The following is a 14,358-nucleotide window of genomic DNA, read 5'->3' on the forward strand; positions in this document are numbered from 1 at the left end:
ATACAATCGAATTGGACGTAACCCTCGCGCAAACCGGCGTTAAGAAGCGGAGAATGGCAGATTCTCGCTGAATAACGGTAGAAGGCGCATGGTTACGGTGACGTAATCGTGCGCCTTTTTATTTGCACTCGGGTCAGGCGGCGGCAGTTCTCAAACTGTCTCTGCACAAACGGGTTCAGGCGTATCGCTTACGGCGGTATGCCTTTTTTTGTTCCTCAGAAGTTTAGAAAGGTTGTTGATCGACGTGTTTTCTGTACTTAAGAAGCTAAGCTGGTTTTTCAAAATGCATTGGAAACGCTACACGGTTGCAGGCGTTCTGCTGACAATCGTTGGCATTATGGAGGTTACGCCTCCGAAATTAATTGGTTATGCCGTCGACAGCATCGGGCAAGGCACGATGACGACAGGCAAATTAACCGAACTGCTCCTGTTCTGGGCCGGCCTTACGGTCGCCATCTATCTCATTACTTGTGTCTGGTGGTCCCTGCTGTTCGGGTCTTCCTTCATGCTTGAACGCACGCTCCGTTCCAAGCTGATGGGGCATCTCCTGAAGATGACGCCTACATTCTACGAGCGTAACCGTACCGGGGATTTGATGGCCAGGGCTACGAACGATCTCGGCGCCGTATCGACTACGGCAGGTTTTGGTATTCTGACGCTGATCGATTCCACCGTGTTCATGACGACGATTCTCTTCGTTATGGCCGTGATGATTAGCTGGAAGCTGACACTTGCGGCGATGCTGCCGCTGCCGCTTCTGGCACTGGTAATGCAGCATTTCGGCAAAAAAATCCATGAGCGGTTCACGGTGCAGCAAGATGCCTTCGGTAACTTGAATGATCAGGTGCTTGAATCCGTTTCGGGCGTTCGGGTCATTCGCGCTTTCGTCCAAGAAGAAGCAGACCGGAAACGGTTTAGCGATATGACGGATGAAGTGTTCAGCAAGAACATTGCGGTTGCTCGAATCGATGCTTTGTTCGAGCCGGCACTCAAAATTCTAGTCGGAATCAGTTACTTAATCGGTCTATGCTATGGCGGCGTGCTCGTCTTCCGCGGCGAAATTTCGCTTGGGGAAATGGTATCGTTCAACATGTTCCTCGGTATGCTCATCTGGCCGATGTTTGCCATTGGAGAACTGATTAATATTATGCAGCGCGGTAATGCCTCGCTTGATCGTATCAATGAGACACTAGGCATGAAACCAAATGTGAAGGATGCGCAGTCGCCGGTAGCCATGGCGGTTCCGGAATCCATCGCATACGAGCAATTGACCTTCCGTTATCCTTCCTCGACGATCGACAATCTGGTCGATATCTCGTTTAAGCTGCGCAGAGGCGAGACGCTCGGAATCGTAGGGAGAACGGGAAGCGGCAAGACGACGCTGCTTAAGCAATTGCTTCGCGAATATCCGATGGGCCAAGGCAGCTTGAAGGCCGGCGACGTCTCCATTACGGAAATTGAGCTCGATCAAATCCGCAGCTGGATCGGTTATGTGCCGCAGCAGCCGATTCTGTTCAGTAAGACGATTCGCGAGAACATCGCTTACGGCACCTCGGGCGTCACCATGGACGACGAACTGCTTGGCAAAGCGCTGGAGTTAGCTGCTTTCCGCAAAGACGTCACGTTTCTGCCTGATGGCCTCGAAACATTGGTCGGCGAGAAGGGCGTTGCGCTCTCGGGCGGACAGAAGCAGCGCGTCAGCATTGCAAGAGCCGTCATTGCCAATCCCGAGATTCTAATGCTGGATGATGCTCTATCGGCTGTTGATGCCAAGACTGAGACGGAAATCCTAGAAGGCATTCGAAGAGAACGAGCAGGCAAAACGACGCTTATAACGACGCACCGCCTATCGGCCGTGCAGCACGCGGATTGGATTCTTGTGCTGGATGAGGGCCGCATTACGGAAGAAGGCACGCATGATCAGCTGATTCAGAACAATGGCTGGTATAAAGAGCAGTACGATCGGCAGCAGCTCGCTTCCCTGGTGGAAGAATAAACAATTGCCGGCTCCATTGTACGCATACGAGGATAAATGAAATGAAGGTGACAACTAAAATGGGTAACAACGGAAAACGATTATTTCAATATGCTTGGCATTATAAAAGGCCCATCCTGCTAGCGCTTCTGCTTCTGGCTTTGGCCATCTCCGTCGAGCTTGTAGGACCATTTCTGGCCAAACGAATGATCGATACGAACATTATGGGGATCGAGAAACCATGGTATGAAAGCAAGCAAGACGGACGTTACGCCGTCCCTTATAAGGACAGCTGGTACAAACGAGCTGACCACTGGGCGGAAGGCGAAGTGAAAGGCCGCGAGGTGCATGTGCTGCAAACCGGGCTTACGTATTATTTTGTGGATGCACCGGGTGTTCCGAGCGCCGGAACGCACGCGTTTAAGGACGGTCAGCTGACCGTCACGGCGAAGGATGGCAGCACGCAGCAGTTCCCTTCGGTACAGATGAGCAGAAGTGAAACCTATGCCTTCTACAAACCGGAAATCAAGAGCATGATTACCCTCGCTTCCGGTTATGTCGGCCTGTTACTTGTCGGAGCACTGCTGGCATACGGGCAGAAATATCTGCTCCAAGTATCCGCCAACCGGATTGTGCGCAAGATGCGCAACGACGTGTTCCGGCATATCCAGGAGCTGCCGGTTCAGTATTTTGACAATCTTCCGGCTGGGAAGGTCGTCGCCCGGGTAACGAATGACACGGAAGCGATTCGCGAGCTATACGTATCGGTACTGGCGAACTTCTTCTCCGGCATTATCTATATGACCGCGATCATTGGCGCGTTGTTCGTGCTCGATGCGAAGCTCGCCTTGATTGCACTGCCTCTTCTGCCGATCCTCTATGTGTGGATTGTCATTTACCGCAAATTCGCATCCAGCTACAATCATGTCATTCGCTCGCGTCTGAGCGATATTAACGGCATGATCAATGAGTCCATTCAAGGGATGCCGATTATTCAAGTGTTCCGCCGGGAGAAACAAACGATGGCGGAGTTCCATGAAATGAACGACGAATATTTCAAGTACCAGAATAAGCTGCTCTATCTAAACTCGTTTACGAGCCATAACCTGCTTACGATCTTCCGTAATATTATTTTCATCTCCGTGGTATGGATGTTTGCAGGCGGCTGGTTCGGAGCGGCCGTATCGGTCGGCGTCCTCTACGCGTTCATCGATTATATGAACCGGATGATGTCCCCAATTGTCGGTATGGTCAATCAGCTATCCAACCTGGAGGTTGCGCGTGTATCGGCCGAGCGAGTATTCGCACTCCTTGATGAGCCCGGCATTCCTGTATCGGAGCAGCGTTTGGACCGCTATAAGGGCCATGTGGCCTTCAATAACGTTTCGTTCGGGTACAAAGAAGGCGAAGACGTGCTGAAGAATATCAACTTCACCGCCAAGCAAGGTGAAACGGTTGCGCTTGTCGGCCATACGGGTTCGGGCAAGAGTTCGATTCTGAATCTGCTCTTCCGCTTCTACGATATCGACCGCGGCACGATCACGGTGGACGGGTCCGATGTGCGCGAGATGGCGAAGCAGCAGCTTCGTCAGCATATGGGCATCGTATTGCAGGAGCCCTTCCTCTTCACGGGTACAATCGCTTCGAACGTCAGTCTGGACGATCCGACGATTACGCGCGAGCGAGTGGAACAATCGCTTCGCGATGTTGGCGCGTATGACATGTTCGTGCAGCTGCCAGGAGGTCTCGATGAGCCAGTCATCGAGAAAGGCAGCACGCTCTCCGCGGGTCAGCGCCAGCTCATCTCCTTCGCGCGAGCGCTGGCCTTCGATCCGGCGATCCTTATTCTCGATGAAGCCACGGCGAGCATCGACACGGAGACGGAAGCGATCATTCAACAAGCGCTCGACGTGCTCAAGCGGGGACGCACAACCTTCGTCATCGCTCACCGTCTGTCGACGATCCGCGCAGCAGACCAGATCCTCGTGCTTGATCGCGGACGTATCGTGGAACGCGGCAATCACGACGAGCTTATGGAGCATGGCGGCAAATATTACGCCATGTACCAGCTGCAGCAAGGCGCAGCCGTCAGCGAGATCGTAGCCTAATAAGGTGAAACGGCTGTCGCCGTCCATTTTGGAGGTGCAGCGCGTTTTGTTGGTAAAGATAAGAAAGGGAGAATCCGAGGAGGCAATTGCCTCCTCGGATTCTCCCTTTTCATATCGTACAGCTATTGTTTGTTCAGTCTTATGGAAGTTTCAAACTCGTGCGAACCTTCTATTAATGTAATCACGCGCGCGCCTCGCTCAAGCTTGCCGTAGGTGTTATATCCGGTGACGCGTCCGTAACATAATCGAATGCCGAATAATTGACCGACATAATCGTTATCGTGATCATGTCCGGCGAAGGTCCCCATCACATCGCCCATCTCAAGCATAGCCGTGAATAAACCGCTATTCAATTTCGGACAGCAGACCGCCTCGCCTTTGATTCCTTCTATTGTGCCAAGCTGACAAACTTGCTCGTATTCCGGGATCGGAATATGGAAGAATGCGAGTGCGGGCAGCATATGATTGCCGTTCTTCTCTCTCAGCGCCACCGATTCATTGCGGTACCACTCCACTTGATCCGGCTGAATCCATGCGTATCCGCCAATGGTTTCAGGCGCGTAGTCCCCAGAGTCAAAGAAATACAACGCAGCCGCATCCTCATCGCTGGCAGAACCCCCGACGGTAAGCACGTAATTGCCAATACCGTGAATGTCCTCAGGGCCATCGATGGACAGGTTATGTTCGTACTCCTGCAGAATCTGGTTCAACCGCTGACGCGTAATGCCTTTCTCCGAATCATGATTGCCGTAAATGACGGCAAACGGGATGCCGGACTTCACAATTCCGGCAATGGCGCGGCGGAACGCTCCCTCTTGATCTTCAATATCGTAGCTCGCAATGACATCACCGGTAATGACGATTAAATCCGGCTGCTCATCCGCGATCATTTGATCGACAAGCGCGAGCGTTCGGGCATCCTTCTCGCCCCCATCTTGGATATGCATATCGGTAAATTGCAGAATGGAAAAGCTGCCGTTCGATCGGAAGCGAAGTCGATTTTGTTCCATGGGAGATCTCCTCTCTGGGCTATAAAAGCTATAAACTCATTACGTAAGCTGCTAATAGACGAGCTCCCCAGCCTGTCGCGCCAACGGCGAGCTGGCCTTTAGCTGAAGCGCAGTCCTTCGGACCGTTCATATCAATATGGGCCCAAGTAAGCGTGGGATGCACAAACTTCCGCAAGAATAACGCCGCCATAATAGCGCCTCCGCCATTCCCGCTGCTAATATTCGACGTATCCGCATAGTCGCTGGACAAGTAGCCTTCATATTCGTCGATCAGCGGCAGCTGCCAGATCTTCTCGTCATAAGGCTCACCTGCAGACTTCAACGCTTGCACAAGCTCATTCTCTCCAAAAGCGCCTGCGACCGCAGTACCAAGCGCGCCAACGACCGAATACGTCAACGTCGCCATATCGATGACCTGCTCAGCGCCAAGCTGATGGGCGTAAACCAGGGCATCCGCCAAAATCAGCCTGCCTTCTGAATCGGTATTTCCAACCTGAACGGTGAGTCCGTTCGCATATCGGATGATTTCACCGGGCAGCATCGAACGATCGGAAGGACTATTCTCCGCCGATGGAACAAGCACAACCAGATTCGCCGGGTGCTCGGCACGCACGATCATATCGAGAGCACCCAGCACGCCTGCAGCCCCTGCCATGTCCATGCGCATATCGCTAATGTCATTATCTCGTTTGAGGCTGATACCGCCGGTATCGAACGTGATGCCTTTTCCGATTAATGCGACAAGGGGCTTTGTCTCGTCCGTGCAATAACGCAGCTCCAGAAATACGGGCGGATGGATGCTTCCTTTCCCCACTGCAGCTAATCCGGCAAACCCGCGGCGCATGAGCTCCTCGCCTTCATATACCGAAACCGTTGCCTTGGTGCCGGCAAACCTTTCTACCGTTCGATCCGCCAAATCGCGGGGACGAAGGTAGTTGGGAGGCTCGTTCGTCAAGTCTCGCGCCCACATCGTACTCTCCGCTCTAAGCTGGCCCAGACGAATCGCTTCGGTCCGTTCCTCCGATCTATCGCCTAACAGTTGGATCTTCATATCGGCAGGCTGCTCAGCTCGCGTCGATTTGTACTTATCAAATACATAAGTGCCTAGCAGGGAGCCTTCAACCCATGCCTCCATATAGCCTGAAAGGCTGCACGCGTTGGAGGTATCGGCGCTTTCAAGCGCTTCAAAGGAAACTGCTGCACATGTCCGCTTCTCCTTATACAACGCACGTCCCGCATTCCCTGCCGCCTCACGTAGAACAGACATCTTAAACTGGTCCGCTTCACCTAGGCCAACTAACATGAGATCAGCCTGACCGCTGTCAGTGCCATAAAACCATGTTATCGCATGTCTGCCGCCCATATACGGCAATAGGGAAGCCGCTCGCAGCGCTTCCCAGCTAGTAGGCAAATCCGCCAAACTATTCGTAAATACAGGTACAATCACCGTCTGAATCCCGGTTTCGCGGCTAATTTCGAAATTCATTGCTGTTCGTGACCTCCATTCGCTTGGTCGAATTATGCGCTCTCCCAGATGTCCGTTGTACAGTTAGCCTTTTCGAACAGAAAGCGTTCCATGTCCATTTGATCCGGTGTTCCCGTATTACCGCCGGATTGCGTCACCGACAAGGCTCCACAAGCGTTGCCGTACAATAAACACTGTTCCGGCTGCTGGCCGCTAAGAAAACCGTAGATGTAGCCGGCGTTAAAGGAATCACCCGCGCCTGTCGTATCCACAACAGGGACTTTGAATCCCGAACGGAACTGAGCCTGCCCGTTTACGGTGGCAACCGCGCCGGCAGAACCGAGCTTAACTACGAAATGGCTGCTGTAAGCGGACAATTTGGCAATGATGTCCTTAATGTTCGAACAGCCCGTATAATGCTCAGCCTCAACCTCGTTCATGAAGAATACATTCACTTCGCGCATCAGCTCATAAATACCCGTGAACCATTCGCCGGTATCGTCCCAGCCTACATCGATTGAGGTCGTCACGCCTTGCGCCTTAATGTTTCGAACCACTTTCATATATTCCGCATGATTCTCTCTTCCTCGATAACCGGTCAAATGCACATGTCTTGCCAGGGCTACGCTTTCAATATCAAGCAGCTCCATGCTCAGCTCCGCGTTTGATCCCATGTAAGTAATGAAGGAACGATCTTTCTCCGGATTGATGGCAATGGAGATGCCGGTATTGCTGCTGCTTCTGCGGATATAGCTGGTATCGATTCCATAGTCAGAAAAATGATCTCGTACATATTGTCCGAAACCATCCTCACCGAGTATGCCGTTAAAGGCAATCTTTAAGCCCAGCTTCGCCAAGGCCATGCTGAACAACGCAGCACCGCCGCCTACGTGAATCGACATATTCTGGACAAGCACCTCTTGTCCGGGCTTAGGGAGCTCGTTGCAGCCGGCAACGACCAAATCGATGTTCGCGTCCCCAATTACAATGGCGTCGTATTTTTTCAAGGTTGCTTCATCTCCGTCTAGTCCTGATATGCTTGCCTCTGCTCCACTATTTCTTCCGTGCTATACAGCTCTCGCGCGCCACCAATCGATGCTCCAGTACGAGATCACCTCTTGGTACCTCTCCGGTTTCCACTTGATTCAGCAGAATACGCATCGTTTCTTTGCCCATTTCATGAATCGGCTGTTCCATCGATGTTAATGTGGGTCTCGTAAGCTCGGTTAGCTGGCTGCCATCAAAGCCGATGACCGAAATATCCTCGGGTACCCGTAGATTATGGTCACGGATACAGTTCATCGCCCCGACGGCCATATCATCACTAACCGCAAAAACCGCAGTAGGCCGCTGACTCACTCGCAGCAGCTCTTTCATTTGCGCATAACCGCTTTTTACCTTGTAATCTCCGAAACGGATATGCTCGTGAATGATACGGATCCCTTTGCTCGTCAGTGCATTCCGATAACCGCTGTACCGATTCTGCCCCGATGTGATATCTCGCATATCGCCGCCGATAAAACCGATTTCTTCATGCCCAAGCTCGATTAGGTAGTTCGTCGCATCGAAGGCAGCCTTGTAATCGTCGACGATGACGGATACGAATTGTTGATCCATCGGTTTCACGCTGGAGAAAATAACCGGAATCTTCATCTTATGAATGAGATTGCGAATCTCCTCATTGATCTTCTCATGCATAATAATGATGCCTTCAACACGCATCTCTTGAAAGACGTTCAGGTATTTATATTCCTTATCAATATCCTCACTGATGTTGCACACCAGCAAATTGTAGTCATTTGCGCTTGCGGCTTCTTCGATGCTGCTGAGAATCGTCGCATAGAAGCTGGAGGTAATATCAGGTACGATTACACCGATCAGGTTCGTTTTGTTACGCACCAAACTACGGGCAATATGGCTAGGGGCATATCCCAATTCTTCGATTGCTTGATTCACTTTGTGCTTGAGATCGTCTTTGACATATTTCTCGCCATTTAACACACGGGAAACGGTCGTTACCGAAACGCCCGCGAGGCGCGCCACGTCTTTTATTTTTGGCTGCACATTACTCACCCTCTTAATATAGATTCAATTTGAAAACAGTTCGCCGCTCGCGAACAAACTCCTTTTCACTTCTGGGCATTATTTACTGGTTTCGACAAATAAAGGCTGGGAGAATGCTGCATAACCGCCTTCCAAATAGGCCGCAACACGTACATACCCTTCATCGCCCTTACATTCGTACTTAGCCTGTTTGATTCTGCCCGTCGTTTCCTGCAGCACGCGGCCGTCTTTACCGAAAAACGTTACATACTTATACATTTTATCCAGCAGCTCGTTCGAACGGAGATCGATCTCAATTGTATGGCCTTCCGTGCGAATAGCATCGAATCCATAGCCCGTAGATACGTAGAAATTGCCGTCCTTGATCGCTTGCGTAATCGCTTCATTCGTATTTTCTTCCGCCTGAACCATATTCCAGGCTCGCTTCTCTTGCCCGTACACATGCGAATCATCGTTACCGAAGCCCCATACCTTACGTCCGCTGGACAATAAGGCATCCCATTTATCAAAGGCGATATCGTACTCCGGGTTGCCGTCACCGTTATACACTTCGATGCCAATATAACGTTCCAACTTCATCATATCTTCCAGCGTCCAGTAATTGGAGAAAAAGCGGTTCGGATGGACAAGAACGGCAAACCCGCCGTTATCGACCGCCATATCGGCCAACCGCTGATAATTCTCGATCGTAAATTCGTTGCTGTATTGATCAAGCATCTTAAGCGGAGGATTAACGAGCAGCATATGCGTCTGCCTGCTGCTCACTTCGATGGCATCAAACACAGTGGGAATGCTGCGTTCGCCTTCGTGTTTCGTGATTTTATCATGATCGGAAATACCCAGAAAATCGTAGCCGCCATACATCTTATAGACCGTTTCCAGCGGGAACCAGCCATCGCTGTTCGTCGTATGGTTGTGAAAGCTGCCTCTCCACCACTTGCCCGTTTGCGTGTAGCTATTCAAGATCTTCATTTGCGATTTCTCCCTCTCTCCCGCTATTCTTTCATCGAACCGATCATAATGCCTTTTGCAAAATAACGCTGTACGAAAGGATAAATGATAATGATCGGAGCCACCACTACTATAATGGTCGCCATCTTCAGCGAATTACCGGTGATTTGGATTTTGTCGAGCAGCTCGTATTTGGTCGTTCCAGCAGCCTGATTCAGCGTGTCGCGCATCGCCTCGGCGCTGGTCAGCATTTCCTGAAGCAGCGTCGATAACGGACGCAGGCTGGCTTTGCGGACGAAGAATGCACCGGTAAACCAATCATTCCAATGTCCTACGGCGTTGAACAAACCGATAACGGCAATAACGGGCCGGCTGAGCGGCATGATAATGCGCAGAAAGATGGCAAAATCATTGTAGCCGTCAATTCGCGCCGACTCCTCTAAACTCGGGTGAATTTGCTGGAAGAAGGTTCGAATGATAATCAAGTTCCATGCGCTGTATAAGCTTGGTATCACATACACCCAAATGTTGTTCGTTAAATGAATCGATTTGAGCAGCATGTAGTAGGGGATGATGCCTCCGCCAAACAGCATCGTAAAGAAAATGAGCATCATGAAGAACTTCCCGCCCGGCAGTGTTTTGCTCTTTAGGGCATAAGCGGCCATAGCCGTCATAAATACGCTGGAGACAGTACCGACCACGGTGCGGAAGATGGATATCCCGAAGGCGGATGCGATATTAGAAGCTTCAAATACCTTCATGAAGTTCTCGAACGACCAGATGCGAGGCCAGAAGAATATACCGCCGCGTTCCGCGTCTTTGCCCGGGTTAAACGCTAATGCAAATATGTTCAGGAATGGAAGAATGATAGACAAGCACAAGAGGACAATCAGGATATAATTGATGATTCGGAACACTCTTTCACCTAGGCTGATCTTATAAAATTCGTTCACGATCTTCCCTCCTCTACACCTCGAAGAAACCGCACTCCGAAACTATAATAGAAAGGCGGCTTTATCCGGGCTGCGGATAAAACCGCCTAACCATCTGGTAATCATTTGCTGCTGGCAGATGCTATAGCTTTACCTTCGTTTTTGGATCAGCATTCTTCTCAGCAAGAAGCTTCAAGTAATCGTCCAAGCCGGAAGCTTCCATTTGCTTCAGGGCATTGTCCAGAATCTTCTTCGCTTCATCATGGCTTTTGCTGTAATAGGCTTGAATCAAGCTGTCGTTGTAATTATCAAGTGCGGTTTTCAATTCTCCGCCGTTGCTAAACTCGCCAATGAACGAATTCGGCTGGTAAGCATCGGATACTACGCCGTTCTTAACCTTCTCATCGAAATTCCAGTACGTTGCGATTTTCTCTACGGCCGGGAACAGACCTGAATTTGCGTTATCGCCATAGTTCTCTTCGCCGAAATCCGCTTTATTATCGTTGTCTGTGCTGCCGAGGATATCTCCCCAGTTGTTGCCTACGCCGCCAAAGCCAAGTTTTTTCGCTTCGTTAGGATCCTTCGCTTTCAAATCTATCACTTCTTGTTTCACGAGCGGGTTGCCTTTGTCGTCGAGAGTGTAGTCACGGCCTTCAATCCCGTATTTCCAAAGCAGTTTGCCTTCGCGGCTTGCAAGGAAATCAGCGAACTTGACAACCTCTTCCGGTTTCTCGGTTGTAGTTGGAATTGCCCATGCGGAGTAGCCGGATTTATAGGAAATTTGCATTTGATAAGGACCATCTACTTGGTTAATAGGACCAAGCGGAACATAATGCATGTCTTGGTTGTATTCTTGGTAGCTGTGCGTATCGGCGATAATCGCCCATGAGCCGTTTAATGCGCCTTCCGTTGCACGGCTTTCGTCAATCGTGAAGAATTCCGGATGTATTAATTTTTCTTTGATTAGCTTCTGTACATAATCTACTTTCTTCATAGCAAATTCAGTTTGGGCTTCGTGCAGAATTTTGCCGTCTTTCGTTTGCTTAATGCGTTGGTCGTCTGCGCCCCACTCCAGATCATTGAACAAGGCTCCGACTTCTTTACCGCCCCAGTAAGATGGACCGATCGGCGTAACCGGACCGCCATTCTTGTCTTTAAAATTGCCGTCTTTAATTTTCTTCGCCAAATCATAGAGCTGATCTGTCGATGTAATGGTGCGCGGATCAATACCAAGAGCGTCTACGATGTCCTTACGGATGTAAGGTCCTCCAACGCCTTTCCAAGTCACTTGACCGCCTTCACGTTGAATGTTCATATGTGCGAAGTATGCCGAGCCGTTGAACTCCGGACGGAACATAACGCCGAACTTTGTATCCATTGGCAGATAATCATCCTGTAAGTACTTGCTGTACACCTTCGAGTCCTTGAAGAAAGGAGTCAGGTCCGTGAACATGCCTTCACGAGCCGCTTTCAGCACGACCGGCATTTCCGGTCGCCCGCTGTTATTGAGATAGAAAGCAACGAAATCCGGCAGATCGTTCGCCGCAAGTCCTGCAATCAGCCCATCAATCGAATGCTCCGCTTTCATAATTTCGATTTCGAAATCAATGCCGGTTTTCTCTTTAATTTGGGCTTTGATTTCAGGGTTCATATCCTCGGTGTAATCGTCGGTTCCCATGAACACGAGGCCCTTAATCTTACGGTCTGCAATCCATGTTGCCGGCTTTCCTTCAGGTGCATTTGTAGCAGTGGCATTGCTGTCTGAAGCGGTATTGCTGTTTGCAGCAGGTTCATTGCTCGTGTCGTTGCCGCCGTTATTGTTGGAACAACCTGCGAGTAGCATGGAAACCATAACAGGAATCGCTAAAAACTTCGTCCATTTTCTGCTCATGCGTTTTTCCCCTTTAGTTCGATTTTTTTATGAATACGTCAATTGACGTTTCCACCGTCATCAGAGCGTTCCGCAAATCATGGTAGCGCTACCATAGTGAGGTGTCTGATACTTTACGAGATAGCCGATTAGCCAGTACGACCAGAATCAAACCGATAAGCCCTTGCAGCAAACCAACAGCGGTTGCATAGCCATATTGACCGCCTTGTAAGCCGACGCGAATGATATAAGTATCTAAGATATCGGAAAGCTGCATATTTCCCGGCGTTCGCAGCAAGTAAAGCTGATCGAAGCCGGCGGATAAAATGTTTCCAAGCGATAAGATGAACAAAATAACGACAGTCGGCATGATGGATGGGAGTGTAATATTCCAGATCTCCCGAAGCTTGCCGGCGCCATCGATCTTAGCCGCTTCGTACATATCAGGGTTAACGCCTGAAATCGCTGCCATATAAATGATCGAGTCCCAGCCGATGGATTTCCACAGGTGACTGCCGAACATGATTTGATAGAAGTACTTGGGGTCCATCATATAGAAGATACTACCGTCGCCGCCCATATTGGCAATGAATTGATTGAGCAAGCCGGTGTCCGGCGCGAGAATTCGCTGAATCAAGCCGACAACAACGACCCAGGACAGGAAATGCGGCAGATAAAGCACGCTCTGCGACACGTTCTTGAACCATTTGTTGCGAACTTCATTAAACATAAGGGCAAGCACGATTGGGAAAGGCAAGTACAGAAACAGCTTCATACTGCTGATAATAAGCGTGTTTTCGATAAGACTCTTGCTTTGGTAGGAGTTGAAGAAGGTTACGAAATAGTCTAAACCGATCCAAGGGCTGCCGAGTATGCCTTTGTTGAACTTATATTCCTTAAAGGCCAACAACAAGCCGCCCATCGGAATATACGAGAAAACGATGAAGAACACGAGACAAGGCAGTAGCATGAAATACAAGTACCGATGCAGCATAATGTTTTTCCACAAAGTAGCTCTGGGTTTTCTCAGCTTCACTTGCGAAGTCGTCGAGACATTGGCCATGAGTCGGGAATCACCTTCTTTTCGGAGAAATGGCTAATTCATGATGTGCTTGTTGATTCTATTTTCTGGTATCGATACCAGAAACGGCTAAAAAATTTACTTTCCAAGAAAACGGAAAGTAAGCGTTGCCATTGGTTTTATTATAGCAACTAATTTCAAATATGGCTACACGTTTTTCTACTCTTCATTAATACTTAACAGTTGCCTTGGAACCCGCGTGGTGATGGCATCTACGCCTAATGCGATCAGTCGTTTCATCTCTTGCGGATCGTTAACGGTGTACACCCAAACCAGCAGTCCCGCGGCATGGGCGCGATCAACCACTTCTTGGCGGCACGTCGAGCTCTCCATGTTCAGCCCTGCATAACCGCCTATTTGCGCTTTCCGGCATACGGAATCCGCGAACTCGACATAGTGCTCGCCTTTCCCTTCCGTCCAAGCGTCAGGTGTGTTGTACATGACTCTTATATCCGGGTACTTCGAAGCCATCGAATCCGATGCTCCCGTTATAAAGACGCGTTTCTGCGCAGCAAACTTGTAGATCAGCTTAGCTGTCGAGTCGATCGCATCGCTTGCTTTCAAATCCAAATTGAGCAGCATCTCGCCCGAATCTGATAGGCGTAGGATCTGCTCCAGAGTTGCAATTTCATGCTCGATATAAACAGGCGAGAGTGATTTTCTCACTTCGGGAGCATTCAATTCCTCATACGTATGGGTCAGCAGAGCCGGCGAATGATCATGCAGGAGTACCGCGGTGCCCCCAAGTGTCACAAGTACGTCCACTTCTGCAATATGGGCACCGCTCTCCATCGCCTCGAAGAACGAAGCTAACGTGTTATCCGGGTAAATGCCGCAGCCCGTGTGGGCTGCGGTTAATGGTTTGCGCATCGTGAATCGGCTCCTTCTCATGATTGAAATCG

At 50.1% G+C, this 14,358-nt stretch carries 12 protein-coding genes; 2 read left to right on the forward strand and 10 right to left on the reverse strand.

Translation table 11 applies throughout. The features are described from left to right. Positions 1 to 150: 150 nt before the first annotated feature. Positions 151 to 282 (reverse strand): hypothetical protein, encoded by a 132-nt coding sequence (locus AC6ESO_RS13705; protein WP_494820578.1) that lies wholly within the window; start codon positions 280 to 282, stop codon positions 151 to 153. Between AC6ESO_RS13705 and AC6ESO_RS13710 the strand changes: the two genes are divergently transcribed. Both AC6ESO_RS13710 and AC6ESO_RS13715 read left to right on the forward strand, forming a co-directional pair. Then, a complete protein-coding gene (locus tag AC6ESO_RS13710) occupies positions 245 to 1,996 on the forward strand; it encodes an ABC transporter ATP-binding protein (protein ID WP_497091823.1) in 1,752 nt (583 codons plus the stop codon). The two genes, AC6ESO_RS13705 and AC6ESO_RS13710, sit on opposite strands and share 38 nt — an antisense overlap. 59 nt (positions 1,997 to 2,055) lie before the next feature. Further along, the gene (locus AC6ESO_RS13715; RefSeq protein WP_497091824.1) at positions 2,056 to 4,083 is read left to right on the forward strand and encodes an ABC transporter ATP-binding protein; all 2,028 of its coding nucleotides are present in this window, start codon (positions 2,056 to 2,058) and stop codon (positions 4,081 to 4,083) included. A gap of 122 nt (positions 4,084 to 4,205) precedes the next feature. Here AC6ESO_RS13715 and AC6ESO_RS13720 read toward each other — a convergent pair whose 3' ends face one another. The 9 genes from AC6ESO_RS13720 to AC6ESO_RS13760 all read right to left on the reverse strand — a co-directional run bounded on the left by AC6ESO_RS13720 (position 4,206) and on the right by AC6ESO_RS13760 (position 14,326). After that, positions 4,206 to 5,093, reverse strand: a complete 888-nt coding sequence (locus AC6ESO_RS13720) for a metallophosphoesterase family protein (RefSeq protein WP_497091825.1) — start codon at positions 5,091 to 5,093, stop codon at positions 4,206 to 4,208. 28 nt (positions 5,094 to 5,121) lie between these two features. After that, positions 5,122 to 6,579, reverse strand: a complete 1,458-nt coding sequence (locus tag AC6ESO_RS13725; protein ID WP_497091826.1) for a leucyl aminopeptidase family protein — start codon at positions 6,577 to 6,579, stop codon at positions 5,122 to 5,124. A 32-nt stretch (positions 6,580 to 6,611) separates the two neighbouring features. After that, positions 6,612 to 7,565: a carbohydrate kinase family protein gene (locus AC6ESO_RS13730; RefSeq protein WP_497091827.1), complete on the reverse strand. Its 954-nt coding sequence runs from the start codon at positions 7,563 to 7,565 to the stop codon at positions 6,612 to 6,614. A gap of 46 nt (positions 7,566 to 7,611) precedes the next feature. Then, on the reverse strand, positions 7,612 to 8,622 hold the full coding sequence (locus AC6ESO_RS13735; protein ID WP_494820584.1) for a substrate-binding domain-containing protein: 1,011 nt from the start codon (positions 8,620 to 8,622) through the stop codon (positions 7,612 to 7,614). A 78-nt stretch (positions 8,623 to 8,700) separates the two neighbouring features. Continuing rightward, on the reverse strand, positions 8,701 to 9,594 hold the full coding sequence (locus AC6ESO_RS13740) for a CehA/McbA family metallohydrolase (RefSeq protein ID WP_497091828.1): 894 nt from the start codon (positions 9,592 to 9,594) through the stop codon (positions 8,701 to 8,703). Between the two features lie 23 nt (positions 9,595 to 9,617). Further along, positions 9,618 to 10,526, reverse strand: a complete 909-nt coding sequence (locus tag AC6ESO_RS13745; protein WP_494820586.1) for an ABC transporter permease subunit — start codon at positions 10,524 to 10,526, stop codon at positions 9,618 to 9,620. Between the two features lie 121 nt (positions 10,527 to 10,647). Next, complete coding sequence (locus AC6ESO_RS13750) at positions 10,648 to 12,396, reverse strand: extracellular solute-binding protein (protein WP_497091829.1); 1,749 nt, start codon at positions 12,394 to 12,396, stop codon at positions 10,648 to 10,650. Positions 12,397 to 12,484: 88 nt separating this feature from the next. After that, the gene (locus AC6ESO_RS13755) at positions 12,485 to 13,438 is read right to left on the reverse strand and encodes an ABC transporter permease (protein ID WP_497091830.1); all 954 of its coding nucleotides are present in this window, start codon (positions 13,436 to 13,438) and stop codon (positions 12,485 to 12,487) included. A 177-nt stretch (positions 13,439 to 13,615) separates the two neighbouring features. Further along, complete coding sequence (locus AC6ESO_RS13760) at positions 13,616 to 14,326, reverse strand: glycerophosphodiester phosphodiesterase (protein WP_497091831.1); 711 nt, start codon at positions 14,324 to 14,326, stop codon at positions 13,616 to 13,618. Positions 14,327 to 14,358 lie beyond the last annotated feature (32 nt).

Source organism: Paenibacillus rhizoryzae, assembly GCF_059686995.1.